Origin of the sequence: Frankia sp. Hr75.2 (assembly GCF_949319125.1) — a bacterium.
Lineage (GTDB): Bacteria > Actinomycetota > Actinomycetes > Frankiales > Frankiaceae > Parafrankia > Parafrankia soli.
In genome coordinates this window covers 56,535-75,462 of sequence record NZ_CASGGV010000221.1, presented here as the reverse complement: position 1 = coordinate 75,462, position 18,928 = coordinate 56,535, and the positions used below count along the sequence as shown (strand labels likewise).

The window sequence follows — 18,928 nt, the reverse complement described above, 5'->3', positions numbered from 1 at the left end:
ACCCGTTGCTACCGACCCGGGCGACGTGCCCGCTTCTCCTCGAGGCGGGTCACCAGGCGTGTCATGGCGACCGCGGCCTCCTCGTGCGCCGTGTCGTAGCCCGTCGACTTGTCCGCCACCACCGCGAACGCGAGGCCCTGGATCGTGGCGGCGACGAGCGCGGGTGGGTACTCGTCCGCGTCGAGGCCGTACTCGTCGAGAATCGTGGCCAGTTTCTCGATCTGCATCCGCCTGAGCTCGCGGGCCACCTTGCCGACTTCCGCCCGCAGCGCCGGACGGTGGTTCGCCGCCGCCACGAACTCCACGATCAGGGCTGTTCCGCGTGGATCCGAGACGAGCTCCCACCAGGCGCGCAACGGCTCCGCGGATGCCAGCGCCACGGCCATCTGCTCCACTGTGCGCTGCGCGCGCCGCCGCAGGACCGCCACGAACAGGTCGTCGATCGTCGGGAAGTAGTAGTGCACGAGAGGGGCGTTGATGGCGACGCGGGCGGCCACGCTCCGGGAGCTGACTGCCGCGTAGCCCTCCCGGAGGATGATCTCCTCGGTCGCGTCGAGAAGACGAGTGGCCTTCTCGACGGTCGCCGCTCGGCGCCGACGGGGCGCGGTCATGCACCTTCCTCCAGAGCGCGGAGTCCCAGCCTCGGATGGAAGCCGGCCTTCCATCTTCGCGGATGATCGCGACCGGATCGAGCCCGCGGCTCCGGACGCGCCTGGTCGTTCAGTGCCGCTGGCCACCTTTCCCGACGTCATCGTGGGCTTCCCACGTAGCGTTGTCATGACCCCCTCGGTACAGGGGGCGATCAGATTCGCGACGAAGGGCATGTGACGATGGCGGACGTATCGGTGCGGTTGCAGGCGGATGCCGGCACCGAGATCGTTCTGAATCTGTCTGTCCTTCAGGCGATCCGGCTGGTCGAGGCCATCGCGAGCGGGGCGGCGAACGTGATGCCCGAGCCCGGACGGGCACAGGCCGACTCACCTTGGCTGGTGCCGCACACCGGCCCGCAGACGTCAGCCGCGATGCCGCTCCGGCCGGGCCGGTGAGGCGGCAAGTCCTGCGATGGTCAGCGAGGGCCGTCCGTCGGCGGCGCGAACAGGCGTAGCAGGCGTGCTTGTTCCGGCTCGACCGTCAGCAGCTCGCTGTTCGCCCGTGGGAAGATCTCGGCTGCCTCCCAGTGCGCGGCGCGCACGCTCGCCGCGGTTCCCGTCCTGACGCCTCGGGCGCGGAGCTCGTCGAGCAGCCGCTGCGCGTCGAACAGGTAGACCGCTGCGATGGTCCACGGGCGGGTCCCACCGCGCGAGGACGCCGCTGCCGATGCGGGGCCGGTGAACAGTTCACGGTTCGTCCCCGCAGCGGGCCGGATGCGAAGCGGCCGTCGATGGCGGCGGCCACCGCCGACTGCTCGAGCTCCACGTGGAAGATGTGCGCCGCGATCCACTCACCGAGGTGCCCGGCCGTCATCGGCCGGTCGATGACGGCGGCGATCCGCTCGTCAAGGGCGTTGCGCTGCCGTAGCAGCCCGGCGATCCGCTCCAGGTCCACACTCACACGGACGATCTTTTCGTGTCACCACGACCATGACTGACCGTCGCTGGGTCTCGGTCGAGGAGCGGGCGCTCCGGACGAGACGGTGAGCGTAACCGTCGAGCCAACCGCTACGCGCTGGCCGGCGCCGGGCCTGCTTCTGATGACCTGGCCTGCGGGGACTCGCCGGCCATCGGGCGGATCCTGGGCAACCACCTGACCAGCGGCGACCACGTCGCTGGTCACTGCCTCGGCTCGCACCGGGCGCAGCCCGAGAGCCCGCAGCGCTTCCTCATGGACACGCACACCAGTTGTCAGGGTGCCCCTGACAACCCTAAGGTGTCAGGGACGCCCTGACATCTTAGGAGTGCGCTGTGGCAACGCCTGACACCCTGATCGAACTCGCTCAGTGTTCCTTCTGTAGCAAGCCGAACACCAAGGTCGACAAGCTGGTCGCTGGTCCTGGTGTGTACATCTGCAACGAGTGCGTGGCTCTCGCCACGTCGATCATCGACGGGAGCCTCGCCGGTCCCGCGGAACCGCGCGTGCCCTTCTGGGAGTCGATGACAGACGGGGAGATGCTGAGCCACATTCCGCGCGTCGCCGCGCACATCGACCAGGCCGAGGCCGACCTGCGCTCGTGGGTACGGGAACTGCGCCGACGCGGCGTCACCTGGATCAAGATCGGCGAAACTCTCGGGATCACGCGCCAGTCCGCATGGGAGCGGTTCTCTGGCGAGGAGTGACACGACCCGGGGCAACCCGCCCGTACTGGACGACTGGCTGCCCGAGGACCACCTGGCCCGGTTCGTCGCGGACCTGGTCGACGAGGTGCTGGACCTGAGGCCGGTCTTTGTGGACTACACCGAGAAGCGTGGCCACCCGCCCTACGCCCCGCGGCTGATGGTGCGCCTGCTGATCTACGGCTACACCACCGGCGTCCGATCCTCGCACAAGGACATGAGCTACGGGCGTCTGGTCGACAAGGAGGAACAGGTCGAGGCCGAGATCGCCGAACTGGAGACCAAGGCCGCCGCCCTGACCGGTTAACGAACCGGACCGCCCCGGCCAGACATCGCCCGCCGGCACCAACACCAGGCCGGCTGAACCCGAGCACCACCTCACTGCCACCAGCAGCGACGCCCGACCCGATCACACGGAATGTTGTGCAAGGGGTGCTCCCGCGACACGAGGGGCTCGACAACCTGGCCAGCGGGAACGCGGCCGCTTCCTGTACGGCGTCCGACATGCCGCCAACCCTGCTTGCGAGCAGGCCACGGACCAACCCGGGGTCAGGTCTGCCCAGGTGGCCGGGGTTGCATGAGGTCTGCGATGGCGGCAGACCCTGCGTCGGGTTCCCCGCGCAGCCCCGCGATGACCCCGGCATGGTCGGCGGGGGAGCGGTTCTGGCTGAGTTTCTCCTTCCCCGTCACCGACGCGACGGCGAGTTCGAAGCCGACTATCGCCCGCAGCAGACCGGCCACGAAGTCGGGCGGGGCGTCGTCCACAGCCCAGGGCTGTTCCCGGTGCTGTTCGTGCCGGTCGGTGAGTCGGGTGACGATGCCACGGAGCTGTTCGGGGTCGTGGTGGAACGTGACGGGTCCGCTGAAGTGGATCGCGGTGTAGTTCCAGGTCGGGACGACCCGTCCGTGTTCGGTCTTGGCGGCGTACCAGGACGGTGAGATGTACGCCTGCGGCCCGTGCACGATCGCCAGCGCTGCGCAGCCCGGGGACGCGGTCCGCCACTGCGGGTTCGCGTGGGCGAGATGCCCCAGCAGCCGTCCGTGCGGCGCATCAGGTCTGCTCGGGGTGCGATCCCAGATGATCGGGACGAGGGTGGCCACCGGCTGGGTGCCGCTGACGGTGACGAGGTCGGCTGCTCCCGCGGCCGCAACGCAGCCAGCGACCTGGTCGAGGTCGGTGAGGGCGAAGGCGCGGGGCACATACACAGAGCCCAGGCTACGAGCCGGATCCCGCCGATGGGCCTGGGCTGTTGGCGCCGCGACCCGGCGGTCCGCGTCCGGAGAAGTGAAACAGCAGCGCCCCGTCCTGCCAGACGCCGTCGTCGTCGGCGGCGAACCGGCGGTAGTCGCCCGGGTTCACCTACCCTGCCGGCGAGTAGTCGGGTGATCGCCATCCGTGTCGCGAGTTCGTGGGTTCTTCTCCCGGTGAGCTGGGCGTATTGACAGCGGCGTCCCATCAAGTTAGAACGACCGTTAAAATTTCGTTTTCGGGTCGTGGCTGACCGGCCGCGGCGCGGCGCCGATCGAAGGAGGCTCGCCAGATGAGTCGTAGCGGTCCGGTCTACTGGGATCCCTTCGACCGCGATATCGCCGGCGACCCCTACCCGGTCTACCAACGGCTGCGCGCGGAGGCGCCGCTCTACTACAATGACCGGCACGACTTCTACGCCCTCAGCCGCCACGAGGACATCGACCGCTGCCTGACCGACTGGAAGACGTTCTCGTCGGCCCGCGGGCCGATCCTGGAAATCATCAAGGCGAACGTCGAAATTCCGCCGGGCACGTTGCTGATGGAGGACCCGCCGGCTCACGACATCCACCGCGCTCTTCTCGCGCGCGTTTTCACCCCGCGGCGGGTCACCTCGCTCGAGCCGCAGGTCCGGGAGTTCTGCCGGCGCAGCCTCGACAGACTCGTCGACGTCGACAGCTTCGACCTCATGGCGGAGTTCGCCAACGAGGTGCCGATGCGCGTGATCGGGATGCTGCTCGGCATCCCGGAGTCGGACCAGCCGGCGATCCGCGAGCGCGCGGACGCGAAACTGCGCACCGAGCCGGGGCAGCAGATGAAGGTGCCCCAGCAGGCACTCATGGACTCGGACCTGTTCGCGGAGTACATCGACTGGCGGGCCGAGCATCCGTCGGACGACCTGATGACGGAGCTGCTGCGCGCCGAGTTCGAGGACGAGGCCGGCGAGACGCGGACGTTGACCCGTGAGGAGATCCTGACCTACGTCACCGTCCTGGCCGGCGCCGGCAACGAGACGACGGCCCGCCTGATCGGCTGGCTGACCGTGCTGCTGGCCCGGTACCCCGACCAGCGCGCGCAGCTGGTGGGCGATCCGCGGCTCATCCCGAACGCGATCGAGGAGACGCTGCGGTTCGAGCCGACCGGTCACGCGATCGCCCGCTACGTCACGACCGACGTCGAGTTACATGACCGCACGGTGCCTGCCGGCAGCGCGATGATGCTCCTCATCGCCTCGGCGAACCGGGACGAGAACAGCTGGTCGGACCCTGACCGGTTCGACGTCCACCGCAGAACCGGTCACCTCCGGACCTTCGGCCTCGGAACCCATTACTGCCTCGGAGCCGCGCTGGCCCGGCTTGAAGCCAGGGTGGCGCTCGAGGAGATCCTGAAACGCTTCCCGCGATGGAACGTCGACTGGGAGAACTCCGCGCTTTCGTCGACGTCGACGATGCGCGGCTGGGAGACGCTGCCGATCACCGTCGGTTAGCTCGAGTTACGCCGATCCGCACGGCATGGCTCGCCCACACCACCGCACCACGACTCAGGGAGAAACAGATGGGAAAGCTCGACGGCAAGGTCGCGTTCATCACCGGTGCTGCCCGAGGTCAGGGTCGCAGTCACGCGGTTCGGTTAGCGCAGGAGGGTGCTGACATCATCGCGGTGGACCTCTGCGCCCAGATGGAGTCGGTGCCTTACCCGATGGCGACTCCGGAGGACCTCGAGCTGACCGTGAAGGCGGTCGAGGAGACGGGACGGCGGATCGTCGCCCGGCAGGCTGACGTCCGCGACGTGGCGGCGCTGGGGAAGGCGTTCCAGGACGGCGTCGCCGAGCTGGGTCCGGTCGACATCGTGCTGGCGAACGCCGGTATCGGGCCGGGTGGAGCGGCGTCGGAGGACGAGCAGTGGGCGGACGTCGTCGGGGTCAACCTCACGGGGGTGTGGAACACCGGTCGGGTGTCGATTCCGTCGATGGTCGAGCGGGGGCAGGGTGGGGCGATCGTGCTGACCAGCTCCACGGGTGGCCTGGTCGGGGTGGGTATCCCGACGGCGGGTTTCCTGGGTTACACCGCGGCCAAGCACGGGGTCGTCGGGCTGATGCGGTCGTGGGCGAACTACCTGGCGCCGCACAGCATCCGGGTGAACAGTGTCGCGCCGACCACGGTGAAGACGCCGATGGCCGCGAACGGGGACCTGTCGGTCATCACGGCGGGGTCCCCGGAGCTCGCGCGGGTGCTGGCCAACGCGATGCCCGTCGACGCGGTGGACCCGCTGGACGTCTCGAACGCCATCGCCTGGCTGGTGTCGGATGACGCCCGGTACGTGACCGGCACCGTCGTCCCGGTCGACGCCGGCCAGCTGAACAAGCGGTAACACACGGAGTGCGCGAAGCGGGTGCGGCGGGTTCGCCGCACCCGCCCGGTCCGAGGGTGCTACGGCGTGAGCAGGTCCAGGGTGCCGAGGTCGCGGATGGCGGCGCACGCGTTTGTGATCATGGAGAGGAACATTCGGTCGGAGTTCTCGGTGGGTTCGTTGGTCGCGTAGGCGGAGCCGAGCACGGTGAGTAGTGGTGCCTGTGGGGTTCCGAGGCGGTAGTCGTGGAAGCAGTCGTCGAGTGGGTAGTCGTCGACGCCCATCTGGGTGAGTTGTTCGTGGTAGGCGCGGACCAGGTTCTTTTCCTGGGCGCGTCGGAGTGTGGGTGGTAGGGCGGTGGCGAGGAAGTAGGCGACGTCGCGGCCGGGGAAGCCGATCTCGAGGGACTGCCAGTCGATGGTTGTCACCTCGTGGGATTCGGTGAACAGGAGGTTGTCGAGGCGGTAGTCGCCGTGGATGAGGGTGTGGCGGCCGTGGATCTGTCGGCCCCACTGGGTGAAGTGGTCGGTGGTGCGGTGCAGTGTGTCTGTGTCGGTGGGGGAGAGGCGGTCCTGGAACCGGTCGAGGAACGGTTCGGTGGCCGCGGTGAGGATTTCGCCGAGGAAGCTGAGGCTGGCTTCGTCGGTGTGGCGTAGCCAGTCGGCGCCGTCGGTGAGGCCGGGTTTGTTCCAGAACGGGCCGTGTAGGCCGGCGAGGTTGCGTAGTGCGGCTTCGGCCTGGGGGGTGTCGCAGCCGTTGGCCTGGATGCCGGGCTGTGCTGGGTGTGCGTCCTGGAGTACCAGGGTGAAGCTGCGGCCGTCGGTGTTGATGGCGGCGCTCCAGCAGTGTGGTACCCGGATCTGGGCGTGGGGGGCGAACCGGGTGTAGTAGCCGACCTCGCTGCGGTAGCCGGGGGCGATCTGGGCGCGGCCTTCGGGGGTGCCGGCGGCCAGTTTGAGGACCACGGAGGAGGGTGCCGGGTCGGTGCTGTCGGGATGGGTGTCGAGGTGGAAGCGGTGGCTGGAGCTGAGTTGGCCGCCCCCGACGGGTTCGTGGTGTAGTCCGACGATCTCGGTGTCGGTGCCGCCTCGGCGTAGCGCGGCGGTCATCCACTCGGGGGTGACCGCGTTGGGGTCGTCGACGATCCACGCCGGTTGTCCACCCGCCGGTTCGGTCATCCTGGCCTCCGAAGGCGTTCGGGTCGGTGTCCGTGGCGGCGGGTTAGGTGATCGTGTAGCGGATGGGGAGGTGTTTGGGTCCGCCGACGAACAGGGTCTGCATGTATTCGGGTGTGCCGGCCAGCTCGATCTCGTGTAGCCGGGGGACCAGTTCGGCGTAGAGGGCGCGTCCCTCTAGTCGGGCGAGGTGGGTGCCCAGGCAGTAGTGGGCGCCGAAGCCGAAGCCGACGTGCTTGTTCGGGGTTCGACCGACGTCGAAGGCGTTGGGGTCGGTGAAGACGTCCTCGTCCCGGTTGGCTGATGGGTAGGACAGCAGCACCGACTCCCCGGCCGAGATCCGGACACCCCGGAGGGCGGTGTCCTCGGTGGCGGTGCGCATGAAGTGCTTGACGGGGGATACCCAGCGGATCATCTCGTCGACCGCGGTGGGCACCAGGCCCGGGTCCGCGGCGAGGCGCCGCCACTGGTCCGGGTGTTCGAGTAGGGCGTGCAGCCCGCCGGAGATCGCCGCGCTCGTCGTGTCGTGACCGGCGGTGGCGATCAGGACGTAGTACCCGACCGCCTCCAGTTCGCCGATCGGTTCGCCGCCGACCGCGGCGTTGGCGATCACTGAGCCGAGGTCGTCGGTCGGTGTCGCGCGGCGGTCCGCGATCACTGTCTGGAAGTACTGGAAGAAGTCCAGCAGGGTGTCCAGGGCGGCGGTGCCGCCCGGGTTGCGGGCGAGGTCGACGTCGTCGGAGCCGAACAGTTCCTGGGTGAGTGTGAGCATCCTCGGGAAGTCCTCCTCGGGCAGCCCGAGCAGGGAGAGGATGACGTAGAGGGGATAGTGCGCGGCGATGTCGGTGACGAAGTCGCATTCGCCGCCGAGCTCCGCCATGTGGTCGACGTAGCGCCTGGCGAGCTGGGTGATGCGGTCGGATAGTCGCCGGACCCCGGCTGGCTTGAACCAGTCGGCGCTGATGTGCCGGTAGACCGGGTGGTCCGGCGCGTCCATCTGTACCAGCGAACGTATCGGCGGCGCGGGTGCGGCCGGGTCCTGGCTGACGGCTGTCCGTGGCGCGTTGTGCCACAGCTGCGCGTCCCGGGAGATCGTCATGACGTCCTCGTGCCGGGTGACCGCCCAGAACGGCGCGAAGCCCGCCGTCTCGACCCGGTGCACCGGCGAGTGGCGGCGCAGCAGCGCGGTGGCGGTGTGCCACCGTTTCTCGTCCGCGTACGCCGTCGGGTCGGTGAAGACGCTGCCCGCTTCGTCAAGATCCATGACCAGTCCTTCCGGTGGCACGACCGGCAGAGTAGCAAAATATCTAGTTCTTTTGCGGGTTGTTGGATTTGTTCGCAGGTCAGGGGCCCGCCGCCGGTCAGCCGCGCCGGGTGTCGGTCAGGCCTGTCGTCGTTGGTCGGACCTGTTGTCGCCGGTCGGGACGGCTACCGCGGTTTGGCGTCGGCGAGCCGGGCCGTCGCGACGGCGCCCAGCTTCCCGCTCCCGGCGTCGGTGAGGTGCACCAGGCACACCTCGCCGTGCCGGTCGGCCACCGCGCGTGCCGGTCCGACCGAGAACGGCCGTAGGTAACGGATGCCGAGCGAGGTCAGCACCGTCGGCCCCTGGGCGGATGAGGTCGCTGCCTCCTCGGCGGCGAACGCGACGAGGCCGCCCTGGATGGCGCCGCCGGCGTTGAGGCCGTCGGCCCGCCGGGGCACCTCGACGGTGCCCGGAGCCACGACGACGCTGCCGACCCGCTCGGCGAGGGGAACCGGCAGCCGGAAGGGCCCCTCGGGCAGCCCGGCCAGGGCGCCGTGGGAGAAGACGTGATCGGGGTTCGGGGAGGTGACGAACGACGTGTGACAGACGGCGGTCAGGGTCCCGGAGGTCTCGTTGCGGAACTGTGTCTCGCAGACGACGACCGTCCGGCCGGCCTTGACGGTTCTTGCCTTGAGGGAGATCGTGTCGCCGATCTCGGCTGGTTCGACGACCTGCACGTCGAGGTCGAGGGTGAGGGCTGGCCGCGGTGCGGTCAGGTGCAGGGCGAGCACGCCTGCGACGACGTCGGCCCAGGTCGCCAGCACGGACGTCCGTAGGGCGGTCGCGCCGGGGACGCACAGCTCGGCGAACACGTCGGCGCGCCCGGTGGCGACGCCGTCGTCGACCGAGAAGCCCAGGCCGAGCTCCATGACGATGTGCCGCACATCGTCCACCTTGCCACCATTGCCGACGGTGCTCACGAGATCGCCCCTTCGCTGCCTTGGCCGCGCGGCCCCTTGGCCGCGCGGCCGGCGGACGTCGAGCGTCTCAGTCCTCGAGCCGGCCGCGCTGAGACGTCGCCGGTGTCAGGGCCGGCGGATCGTGCGGGAGCGTCCGCGCTCGCCCGGCTCGGTGTCACGCGCGTGCGGCCGTCGGCCGGCGGGTTCACCCCGGCCGCCTGTCGACTGATCGCGAAGTCCAGGTAATATATATAGACTTTTCTAGCCTCACATCGAGATGGTGGCCGGTAGGTGCTACCGGTGAGGGCCGGCGGCCGCGCCGGCGTGGCTTGCCGCGCGCGCCGGACGCGCACAGGAGAGGACGACCACGGCCGCTCGCTGACCACCGCGGCCCTGCGTGACGCGGCCGGCCGCGCGGCGGCGGGCCTGCGCGGGCACGGTTCCGGCCCGCGCGCGGGTTGTCCGGTTGACGTAGGCGTCCAATATCTCTAGATATATAACCATGACGCAAGAGGTTGTGCCGTCCTACCACCCGAACATCCGGGCGGCCCGCGACGGGTTCGTCGTGACCGTCACGATCGACCGGCCGGAGTCGAGGAACGCCTGCACGGGTGACATGTGGGTGGCGCTCGGGCGCATCTTCCGGGAGGTCGGGCACTCCGGTGCCCGCGCGGTGATCCTCACCGGCGCCGACGGGAACTTCTGCACGGGCGCCGACCTCGGTGGCACCCGCGGCGAGAGTTCCTCGAACGGGAGCGGGGCACCGTCACACAACCTCGACAACATGCGGGTGCTGGCCGACGTGGTGCTGGCGGTGCACGACTGTCCCGTGCCGGTCGTGGCCAAGGTCGACGGGCTCTGCGTCGGTGCCGGCCTGGGCCTCGCGCTGGCCGCCGACCTCACCTGGTGCGCGGACACGGCACGGTTCTCGCTGATCTTCGCCCGGCGCGGGCTCAGCCTCGACTTCGGCACGTCCTGGCTGCTTCGCCAGCGGATCGGCGTGCACCGGGCGAAGGAGCTCGCCTACACCGCGAGGATGCTCAGCGGGACGCAGGCGGCCGAGATCGGCTTCGTGAACGCGGTCGTGCCCGCGGCGGGGCTCGACGCCGCGGTTCACGAGATCGCCGGCACCATCGCGGCCGGGCCGCCGGTGGCCCTGTCCATGACCAAGCGTGAGCTGGCCGCCGCCGGGACGTCGTCACTGGCCCAGGCCCTCGAGGTCGAGGCGCTGGCACAGACGGTGAACGTCCACACCAGGGACATGCGGGAGGCACTTACGGCCTACGCCGAGCGCCGCCCGCCCGTCTTCGAGGGACACTGACCGCCCGGGGCTCCGGACAGCCTCAGCGCTGACGTCGTCTCAGTACTGATGCTGCATCAGATCGATGACTGTTTTGGCTCCCTGGGTGAGGATCACTTTTCCCACGACCGTCATGTGCTCTTTCCAGTGTTCCTCGGCGGCGGTGGCGTCGCCCGCCTCGACGAGTGTCGCCAGCCGGGCCTGGGAACGGAGCCCTCGCAGGCGTGTCTCGGTGGTTTCTTTCCCGCCCTCGGGCTGGCTGACCGCGGCGACGGCTCGGGCGACGATCTCATTGAGCATTTCGGCGACAATGCCCAGTGTCTGATTCCCCGCCAGTTCGACGAGCCGGGCGTGAAAGCGCGAGTTGGCGTTCCCGAACGCCTCGGGGTCGTCGATCACCTCGAGCTGCTCGGCGGTGAGCCGCCGCAGCTCGGCGGCCGCCGAGCGGTGATCCCCTGACGCGGCGACGAGCCGTACGGCGACCGGTTCGAGCAGGCTGCGGGCGGCGTGGACATCCGCGAGCGGCACATTGCGGGCCTGGAGCACGAGCGCCGCGGTGCGGGCCGTCATCCGCTGGTCCGGCCGGTGGACGACGACGCCGCCGAGAACGCCGCGCTTGACCGAGATCAGGCCCTCGGTCTCGAGTATGCGCAGGGCTTCGCGCAGGGACGGGCGGGAGACCCCGAACCGCTCGACCAGATCCGGCTCGTGGCCGAGTGACTCGCCCTCGGAAAGATCGCCCTCGACGATGAGCTGCCGAATCTCGTCGGCGATGCGCTGGGGCTTTTCGCGCAGTGTGGCCCGGTCGCGATTCCGTGCTTTCCCCGGCTCGGCCACCATGATCGACCTTCTCTGAGTGTTTGCGGTCTGTCCAGCCTACCGGGGCGCGACGATATGGCGCTGAAAGCTGCGCGCGGTCACTCGACTGTGGCCCATGATCAGTCTAGATATTTCGGAGTGCTCGGCTGGCCCGTCCTGCCGGCCGCGACGCGACGCGACGTGGCGACGACGCGACGCGACGACGGTGCCTGGTCGGTCCATCCATACTCAAGATAGTCAACGATGTTGACGAGCTGTGACGCCGTAATGATCATGACTCGCCGATGACCCGGTTCTGATGGAGAGACGCACCGGGAGGTTGACGAGCGCGGTCGAGGTCGATGACGGGCGACGCCCGCCAGGCACGCCGCCGTGTGAGGCTCGGACGGAACAGACCCCGGGGCGTTTCGAGGCACTCGCTGTCATGGGCCGCCCCGGATTCATGCCCGGGCTCGGACCGTCACACGAGTCGCTCGTTCGCGGCGCGTACGGGATGTCCTACGATTTCGCCGCTGTCAGGCGGACGGGTCACGCTCTGCGGGGAGCGCCGGTGCGTCGACCGGTTCGGTCGGCGGGTCCGGCTGCAGGCCGACGCTGTTGAGGACCGCCGCGAGACAGAGGTAGCCGCCGACGACGAAGGACAGCTCGAGCAGCTGCCCCGCATCGAAATGGGAGGCCAGCAGCTGCCAGGTGTCGTCGCCGACGCGCGACTGGTCGATCATCTGGTCGGTCGCAGCCAGCAGTGCACGCTCGACCGGCGTCCACACCTCGGCCTCGGCTCCGTGCGGGATGGCGTAGAGCTGCTCGGTGGTGAGACCGGCCTGCATCCCGATCCGGGTGTGCTGGGCCCACTCGTAGCCGGAGCGGGTGCGCCACGCTACCCGCAGGATGAGAAGCTCGCGGTGCCGAGGGTCGAGCGTGGCGTGCTCGCCGGCGAACAGATCGGTGAACGCGAGGAAGGTCTCGCTCAGCTGGACGTGGTGGGCGAACAGCCCGAGCGCCTTCGGCATCGGGGGGGCGTCCGGGGCGCCCGACAGGTAGAGCTCGGGCCGCCGCAGGTAGCGCAGGAGGATGGACCTGGTCTCGTCGTCCCACTTCTCGAACGGCAGTGGTGCCAGCCTGGGCGCCTGCGCCTGCGCCTGCGCCTGCGCCTGCGCTGCCGAGGACGAGTCGCGTGGTTCCGGGTGCTCGGCTCCTGGTCCGGTCGCCATCGGGGCTCCTCAGGGCTAGGCGTTTGCGAGGGGCAACGTCCGTTATCGCTTCCGCAGCTAACAGCGCGGGTTCGGGGACGTCCATAGCTCGGCATTACCAGAGACGCACTGTCTGCCTGCGACTACTATCGTTTCACCGGCCGATTAGCATATTGGATGGCTTGGAGTCAAGCGGAGCGGCGGTCGCGCCGCAATTCGGGCGGCCCGGCCTGGCGCCCGCGAACGAGCGTGACCAGGGGACTCGCCCGGGTGGTGACCATGTCCGTCCTGTGCCGCCAGCCAGTTGGCGGGACCTTGGTCGACTGATGAATTGCGAGTCCACGGAAACCGGGGGAGGGCCTGACCGACGGCACCTGCGCGCCCGGTCCGGAGGCGAGTTCGCGATGGCGGCCTTGACGCTCGAATGATTCAGTGAGAATGTCGAAACAGGGGTTTGCGTCGATGTTGATACCAGGGGGTCGGTTCCGATTGCGGTGCCGCCACGCTTGATTGCCTGGTAGAAACGGTTCCATGACCGACGCGAACGAGTTTGAGTTATCGTGCGGGCTCCCGCCGGGCCCGGACTTCGCCGACCTCGCCGTGCTCGCCGAAGAGCTCGGGTACGCGCGGGTGTGGATCTTCGATTCGGCGCCGTTGTGGGAGGACCCGTTCGCGCACCTGGCGCTCGCCGCCACCCGGACGACCCGGATCGGTCTCGCCACCGCCGTCCTGATCCCGACCCAGCGGTCCGTCATGACGATGGCGTCCGGCATCGCCACCATCGCCCGGCTGTCCGGCGGCCGCTTCCGGGCCTGCTTCGGTACCGGCTACACGGCGCGCATGACGATCGGGCAGCGTGCGATGCCGCTGGACGCGCTGTTCGACTATGCCGCGTCGGTCCGCAAGCTGCTCGCCGGTGAGACGATCGTGCTCGACGGCGAGGCGGCCCGGATGCTGCACTGGCCCGGCCTGACCGCCGCCCGGCCGGTCCAGGTGCCGCTGTGGCTCAGCGTCCTCGGCCCGCGCGGCAACAAACGCGCCCCCGAGGTGGCTGACGGCACGATCGGGCCGCCCCACCCGACGCTGCCGACCGCGACGATGGTCTCGGGCACCGTGCTGGACCCCGGCGAGGACCCGAGCTCCAGCCGCGTACGGGAGGCGATCGGCCCGTGGCAGGTCGTCGGCTGGCACACCACCTATGCCGTCCGTGGGGCGGCCGGGGTGGACGCCCTGCCCGGTGGCTCGCAGTGGCGGAAGGCCCTCGAGGGCCTGGCCTCCGAGGAGGAGCGCCACCTGCTCACCTTCGAGGGCCATGTCACCCACCTCTCCGAGCGTGACCGGCCCCTGCTGGAGCACATCGACGTCGACACCATGGCCGGCGATGTCTACGTCGGCACCCTGGTCGGTGATTCCGTCAGCGTCGGACGGAAGCTCGGCCGGCTCGCCGAGGCGGGGTTCCGCGAGGTCATGTACACGCCCGCCGGCCCGGACGTCGCCCGAGAGCTGCGCGCCTTCGCCGCCGCCCGCCCTTCGGGATAGCCGTACGGCAAGGTCAGGGGCTGGCGGCGGGCGAAGCTGGCGGTGCTGGTGGCAGGTAGCCGCGGGACCGCAGGTGCTCTATGGTCACGGCGGCGCAGGAGCGCACGTGCTCCTCACTGGTCCGCGTCGCCGTCACGACATCATCCGCCTGGATCGCGTCGAGCAGCCGTTCCCGGTACTTCGCCTCGTTGTCCACCCACGCGGGCGCGTCGTAGTAGAAGCTGCCCTGGAGCACGCCGCCGAGGAACTCCAGGATCGCGTCGAGCCGCGGTGACTTTCCGGCGGTGGCGATGATCTGGAAGAACCGGCGGTCGAGGCTCCTGCGGCGGGCCTCGTCCTCGGTCGTGGCGATCTCACGGTGCAGCCGGGCCAGTTCCTCGGTCTCCAGCGGCGTGAGCTTGCGGACCGCACGCCGGGTCGTCATCCCGGACACCAGCGCGACGACCTCGTAGTGGTCCTCGATGTCCTCGACGGTCACCTCGGCGACGAACGCGCCGCGCCGGGGCACGGCGTCCACGAAGCCCTTCTGCGCGAGTTCGATGAGGGCCTCGCGGACCGGGGCACGGCTGATCCCGAGCGCGTCGGCGACCTCGTCCTGATCGATCTTGCTGCGTGGCGGCAGCGCACGAGAGACGATCGCCTCCCGGATGAAGCTGGCCGCCTCGTCCTTGAGGTTGCCGTAGCGCCGCCGACCCGAGGCGAGCAGACGGATCGCGCTCGGGTCGGCGTCCCGTGTGGTCACTGAACCGCCGGACAGTCGCTCGATTCGGCGGTCTCGGCCGCCTCCCGCATGTACCTGACCACGTAGCCTCCGAAGTCCTCAAAGACGGCCGGATCGAGCAGACCTCCGACGGATCAATCCCCATCTTCTCCGAGCCGTGGCCGCCACCCTGCACGACTCCGGGCGTCGAAAGTCGACTCGGGCCGGCGGATGACGGAACTCGCGTTCGTGGTCCAGGGAAGCGGGTCGTTCCACACGTCGAAGGGGACGCCGCCGCCCGGTCAGCCGGGCGGCGGCGTGGCGATCGGAGGGCTCATGTCCGGCCGGTAGACCTTCAGCCTGCCGGTCCGTTCGCGTTTGGCCGCGTACATCGCAAGATCGGCCTGGTGGAGCAGGACGTCGGGGTCGGCCGGGCGGGCGGGCGAGTCGAGGGTGACCAGTCCGAGGCTGGCTCGCGGGGTGTAAGGCCGTCCCGCCAGCAGACACGGTGCCTGTATCGCTGCCGCGAGCCGTTCCCCGACGCGGCGGGGATTGCGGAGTCCGTCGCCGTCGAGGATGACGGCGAACTCGTCGCCGCCGAGCCGGGCGACGGTGTCCACGGTCCGCGTTCCCGCCCGCAGCCGCTCCGCGCTGATCCGGAGGAGCTCGTCCCCGGCGGCATGCCCGAAGGTGTCGTTGACGTGCTTGAACTCGTCAAGGTCCAGAAACAGCACGGACAGCGACGTGCCGCCACCGGCGTCTCCGGCGTGGCTGGCGTCGTCGGTGTCGCGCGTGAGTGCCCGCTGTAGTCGGCGGGTGAACAGGGCCCGGTTCGCCAGGCCGGTCAGCGGGTCGTGGAAGGCCTGGTGGTGCAGCTCCCGTTCCTGGTCCCGGATTCCGGCGAGTAGCCGGGCGTTCTCGACCAGCGTGACCATCTGGCGGACCAGCGCGACCAGCAGCAGCCCGGCGATGCCGTACGTCTCGAACCGGTCGACCTGCGTACCGATCGACAGCTTGCCGACCACCAGCAGGCCCGCCGCACCGAGCACCGCGTAGGGCAGCACCACGTACGCCCACGTCGCCTGCGGGCCGGCCGGCGTCGGGCCGTCCGGCGCCGGGCCGTCCGGCGGTGCGCGAGCCGGGAACGGCAGCAGCGCGGCAAGGAAGACCAGCAGGAAGGCGAGGCCGAATGTGACCACGCTCAACGGCGGCATGTCGAGCTGGTGCTGCGCGACGCGGTAGACGAAGACGTTGCTGGTGAGACCGTAGGCGAGCAGGCCCGTGCCGAGCAGCGCCAACGTCGCCGGGGAGCGCGGCCGGCGGAAGCTCGCGATCAGCACCACCGCCGTGACCAGGATCAGTACGGAGACCGCGTGGACCAGGGAGAGCAGGAACTCTCTGAGGTCGGGCGCACCTGTCCGGACGACCGCGGCGAGCATCGTCCCCCATTCCAGCAGGACGATCGAACCGACGATCAGTACACAGTCCAGCATGGTGATCACGTACCAGCGGGACGAGCCGCGGCCCTGCCTCCCCGCCCGGCCGTCCACCGGGTCGGTGGGCAGCGACAGCAGCCCGGCCAGGGCCACACCGTGGAAAACGAACAGGACGGCGTACCACCCCGAGGACACCCGGGGAGATTCACCACCCAGCACGGCTGCCGCCGTCGCGACGCTGGCGAGCGCCGAGCTGCCCGCCATGACGCCGATGAGCCGCCGCCAGCGCCGGTCACCGGGGCGGGTGCGCCGAGCGGTCCAGAAGCAGGCCGCCGCGGCGGCCACCTGGGCGGCGGCGTTGAGCGACATCGTGGCGACGACGCCCGGCCGCGGGCCCAACAGCACCGCGAGGGCGACCTCCAGCGCGAAAAGCACCACGGCGGCGACGGCCGCGCACCACAACAACTGCGGCGTACGGCCCGAAACGGTCGAACGCCGCAAATCGTGTGTGGCGTCCGTGACGCCACGGAGTTCGGACATCGTCCACATCCCTCGGGGGAAGCGTATCGAGGTCGAACCGATTCGGATAGTTACGATGTTGGCGCCTGGCTGGGTCGGCTGCCCTACCCGCGGAGGTAGCGGCCGAGGGCCATGATCGGCCACAGCAGCCGGTAGCCGTGGTAGTTGATGTAGAAGTCGCCGGGGAACCCGGTACCGGTGAACTGGTCCTCGTCCCAGGAGCCGTCCGGCCGCTGGTGATCGGCCAGCCACCGGGCACCCCTCGCGAGGGCCCCGCTCACCTCGGGCTGGTCGCCCACCGTCAGCAGGGCCAGCATCGCCCACGCCGTCTGGGACGCGGTGGACTCACCACGGCCCGACCACTCGGGATCGGTGTAGGAGCGCAGGTCCTCCCCCCAGCCGCCGTCGGCGTTCTGGTGGGTGAGCAGCCAGTCCGCTCCCGCCCGCATGGCCGGATGGGACGGCTCCACCCCCGCGGCGCGCAGCGCGGGCATCACGCTGCCGGTGCCGTAGACGTAGTTGACGCCCCACCTGCCGAACCACGACCCGTCGGCCTCCTGGTGGTCCAGCAGCCAGTCCACCCCGCGCCGCGTGCGGTCGTCGCCGCCGAGGCCGGCCTCGGCGAGCAGCTCGACGACATGCGCGGTGACGTCCGCGGAGGGCGGATCGGTGAGGGCTCCGAAGTCGGCGAACGGGATCTGGTACGGGATGGTGCTGGTGTTGTCCGCGTCGTACGCGCCCCATCCGCCGTCGCTGGACTGCAGCCCGAACAGCCAGGCCACCGCCCGGCGCTCGGCGGCGTCCAGCTCGTCGCGCGCCGGGTGGCGCACCCGGCGCAGCGCGAGCAGAACCTCCGCCGTGTCGTCGGTGTCGGGGTAGGTGTCGTTCTCGAACTCGAACGCCCAGCCGCTCGCCGGGACGTCGGGATGGTTGACCGCCCAGTCGCCACGCCGGTGCCGGACCTCCTGGCCGAGCAGCCAGTCGGCGGCGCGGACCAGCGCCGGGTGGTCGGGCGCGATCGCGGCCGTGGCACCCGCGTCCGCGAGGGCGTTCACCGCCAGCGCGGTGTCCCAGACCGGCGACTGCGACGCCTCGACCATGCGGGAGCCGTCGGCGAGGGTGACGCTGTAGTCGTCGAGGGCCCGCAGCGCGGCCTTCAGTACCGGATGGTCGAGCTCGTACCCGAGCAGCCGCAGCGCGATTATCGAATAGACCGCGGGTGGCTGAATCCCGCCGAAGCATCCGTCCGCCTCCTGGCGGGCGATTATCCACCGCTCCGCGGCCCGCAGCGCATGGTTGCGCATGGATCGAACGGGGCGCCGGTGATAGACGTGCAGCAGTCGGTCGATACCCAGGAAGATTTCTTTCGCGGTGAACCGCGTGCTGATTCTCTCGAGCACGCCGGAGGCTCCGGCGCCGGACCCGCCTCCGCCGGGCCCGGCGGAGGACCCGGCGGAGGCGGGTCCGTCCGGGTACAGCTCGTCGAGGTCGAACGGCGCCGGCCGCACCGGGCGGAGGGCGGAGACGACCGTCAGCGACACCAGGGTCTGGCGCGCCCAGGACCCGAAGGAGTAGATGTTCAGCGGTGCGCGGCGGGGGAGGAGCATGATCTCCGGGGGCAGCACCGGCAGGTCCTCCCAGCGCCACCAACCGAACAGCGCCAGCCAGATCCGGGTGAACACCCTGGTCGCGGGAACTCCGCCGTGGTCGCGGACCCAGGTCGCGGCGCTGAGCATGTGCGATGCGGAGGCGTCGTCGCCGGCGAGGCGCAGGGCGATGTACGACTCGACGGTGGTGGACAGCTCGCCCGGGCCGCCGAAGTACTGCGGCCACGATCCGTCGTCGCTCTGCCGGGAGCGGATGAACCGGGCCGAGGCCGCCGTCACCTCGGCCGTGCGGATACCGAGGTACTCGCGCAGCAGGAGGTCCTCGGCGTCCATGCTCGTGTTCGTCTCGAGATCGAACTTCCACCAGCCCGTGCCGTCCTGCAGCGCGAGCAGGTGGTCGGTGGCGAGGCGTAGCGCGTGGGCGAGCTCGCTGCCGGCAGCCGCGGTGCGGTCGCGTGCGGTGGCGTCGCCGGCGCTGGTCTGCGTGGGAATGCTTTCCCGGGTGACACTGACGGTATCGGAAACGTTCATATCCGGTCCTCGCATATCGTTCATCACCAACGTGACAGGAGG

The 18,928-nt window shown here is 69.9% G+C and carries 18 protein-coding genes and 1 pseudogene; 7 read left to right on the top strand and 12 right to left on the bottom strand.

Translation table 11 applies throughout. The annotated features are described in order from the left end of the window. Positions 1 to 8: 8 nt before the first annotated feature. The gene (locus tag AC559T_RS15725) at positions 9 to 611 is read right to left on the bottom strand and encodes a TetR/AcrR family transcriptional regulator (RefSeq protein ID WP_498869223.1); all 603 of its coding nucleotides are present in this window, start codon (positions 609 to 611) and stop codon (positions 9 to 11) included. 219 nt (positions 612 to 830) lie between these two features. On the opposite strand from AC559T_RS15725, the gene AC559T_RS15720 reads away from it, so the two are divergent. Continuing rightward, positions 831 to 1,046: a hypothetical protein gene (locus AC559T_RS15720; RefSeq protein ID WP_020462278.1), complete on the top strand. Its 216-nt coding sequence runs from the start codon at positions 831 to 833 to the stop codon at positions 1,044 to 1,046. Positions 1,047 to 1,066: 20 nt separating this feature from the next. Here the strand turns inward: AC559T_RS15720 and AC559T_RS15715 are convergent, their stop codons facing one another. Together AC559T_RS15715 and AC559T_RS15710 are read right to left on the bottom strand one after the other, a co-directional pair. Then, a complete protein-coding gene (locus AC559T_RS15715) occupies positions 1,067 to 1,192 on the bottom strand; it encodes a hypothetical protein (RefSeq protein ID WP_255565777.1) in 126 nt (41 codons plus the stop codon). 377 nt (positions 1,193 to 1,569) lie between these two features. Then, positions 1,570 to 1,833, bottom strand: a complete 264-nt coding sequence (locus AC559T_RS15710) for a PASTA domain-containing protein (RefSeq protein ID WP_498869222.1) — start codon at positions 1,831 to 1,833, stop codon at positions 1,570 to 1,572. 68 nt (positions 1,834 to 1,901) lie between these two features. On the opposite strand from AC559T_RS15710, the gene AC559T_RS15705 reads away from it, so the two are divergent. Further along, entirely contained in the window at positions 1,902 to 2,273 is a 372-nt protein-coding gene (locus AC559T_RS15705) for a ClpX C4-type zinc finger protein (protein ID WP_498869221.1), read from the top strand. Then, positions 2,260 to 2,568: pseudogene (locus tag AC559T_RS15700) on the top strand (transposase); the annotation flags it as partial. The gene AC559T_RS15705 and the pseudogene AC559T_RS15700, both read left to right, overlap by 14 nt. Before the next feature lie 251 nt (positions 2,569 to 2,819). On the opposite strand, the gene AC559T_RS15695 reads toward AC559T_RS15700, so the two are convergent. Then, a complete protein-coding gene (locus tag AC559T_RS15695) occupies positions 2,820 to 3,476 on the bottom strand; it encodes an FMN-binding negative transcriptional regulator (protein WP_498869220.1) in 657 nt (218 codons plus the stop codon). 335 nt (positions 3,477 to 3,811) lie between these two features. On the opposite strand from AC559T_RS15695, the gene AC559T_RS15690 reads away from it, so the two are divergent. Beyond that, entirely contained in the window at positions 3,812 to 5,005 is a 1,194-nt protein-coding gene (locus AC559T_RS15690; RefSeq protein ID WP_498869219.1) for a cytochrome P450, read from the top strand. Positions 5,006 to 5,073: 68 nt separating this feature from the next. Continuing rightward, positions 5,074 to 5,889 (top strand): mycofactocin-coupled SDR family oxidoreductase, encoded by an 816-nt coding sequence (locus AC559T_RS15685; RefSeq protein WP_498869218.1) that lies wholly within the window; start codon positions 5,074 to 5,076, stop codon positions 5,887 to 5,889. Positions 5,890 to 5,948: 59 nt separating this feature from the next. On the opposite strand, the gene AC559T_RS15680 is transcribed toward AC559T_RS15685, so the two are convergent. The 3 genes from AC559T_RS15680 to AC559T_RS15670 form a co-directional block, all read right to left on the bottom strand. Continuing rightward, a complete protein-coding gene (locus AC559T_RS15680) occupies positions 5,949 to 7,046 on the bottom strand; it encodes a phosphotransferase (protein WP_498869217.1) in 1,098 nt (365 codons plus the stop codon). Between the two features lie 43 nt (positions 7,047 to 7,089). Next, entirely contained in the window at positions 7,090 to 8,307 is a 1,218-nt protein-coding gene (locus AC559T_RS15675) for a cytochrome P450 (RefSeq protein ID WP_498869216.1), read from the bottom strand. Between the two features lie 164 nt (positions 8,308 to 8,471). Then, positions 8,472 to 9,266 carry a PaaI family thioesterase gene (locus AC559T_RS15670; protein WP_498869215.1) on the bottom strand — a complete coding sequence of 265 codons (795 nt, stop codon included), beginning with the start codon at positions 9,264 to 9,266 and terminating at the stop codon, positions 8,472 to 8,474. Positions 9,267 to 9,747: 481 nt separating this feature from the next. Here AC559T_RS15670 and AC559T_RS15665 point away from each other — a divergent pair, with 481 nt between their 5' ends. Beyond that, a complete protein-coding gene (locus tag AC559T_RS15665; protein ID WP_498869214.1) occupies positions 9,748 to 10,566 on the top strand; it encodes an enoyl-CoA hydratase/isomerase family protein in 819 nt (272 codons plus the stop codon). 39 nt (positions 10,567 to 10,605) lie between these two features. On the opposite strand, the gene AC559T_RS15660 is transcribed toward AC559T_RS15665, so the two are convergent. Both AC559T_RS15660 and AC559T_RS15655 read right to left on the bottom strand, forming a co-directional pair. Further along, on the bottom strand, positions 10,606 to 11,385 hold the full coding sequence (locus tag AC559T_RS15660) for a FadR/GntR family transcriptional regulator (RefSeq protein ID WP_071060734.1): 780 nt from the start codon (positions 11,383 to 11,385) through the stop codon (positions 10,606 to 10,608). Positions 11,386 to 11,879: 494 nt separating this feature from the next. Beyond that, positions 11,880 to 12,575, bottom strand: a complete 696-nt coding sequence (locus AC559T_RS15655) for a carboxymuconolactone decarboxylase family protein (protein ID WP_498869213.1) — start codon at positions 12,573 to 12,575, stop codon at positions 11,880 to 11,882. Positions 12,576 to 13,064: 489 nt separating this feature from the next. On the opposite strand from AC559T_RS15655, the gene AC559T_RS15650 reads away from it, so the two are divergent. Beyond that, a complete protein-coding gene (locus AC559T_RS15650) occupies positions 13,065 to 14,093 on the top strand; it encodes an LLM class flavin-dependent oxidoreductase (protein ID WP_255565770.1) in 1,029 nt (342 codons plus the stop codon). A 13-nt stretch (positions 14,094 to 14,106) separates the two neighbouring features. On the opposite strand, the gene AC559T_RS15645 is transcribed toward AC559T_RS15650, so the two are convergent. The 3 genes from AC559T_RS15645 to shc form a co-directional block, all read right to left on the bottom strand. After that, on the bottom strand, positions 14,107 to 14,835 hold the full coding sequence (locus tag AC559T_RS15645; RefSeq protein ID WP_498869212.1) for a GntR family transcriptional regulator: 729 nt from the start codon (positions 14,833 to 14,835) through the stop codon (positions 14,107 to 14,109). Between the two features lie 260 nt (positions 14,836 to 15,095). Continuing rightward, positions 15,096 to 16,769: a diguanylate cyclase domain-containing protein gene (locus AC559T_RS15640; RefSeq protein ID WP_498869211.1), complete on the bottom strand. Its 1,674-nt coding sequence runs from the start codon at positions 16,767 to 16,769 to the stop codon at positions 15,096 to 15,098. An 83-nt stretch (positions 16,770 to 16,852) separates the two neighbouring features. Then, positions 16,853 to 18,886, bottom strand: a complete 2,034-nt coding sequence (gene shc, locus AC559T_RS15635; RefSeq protein ID WP_498869210.1) for a squalene--hopene cyclase — start codon at positions 18,884 to 18,886, stop codon at positions 16,853 to 16,855. Positions 18,887 to 18,928 lie beyond the last annotated feature (42 nt).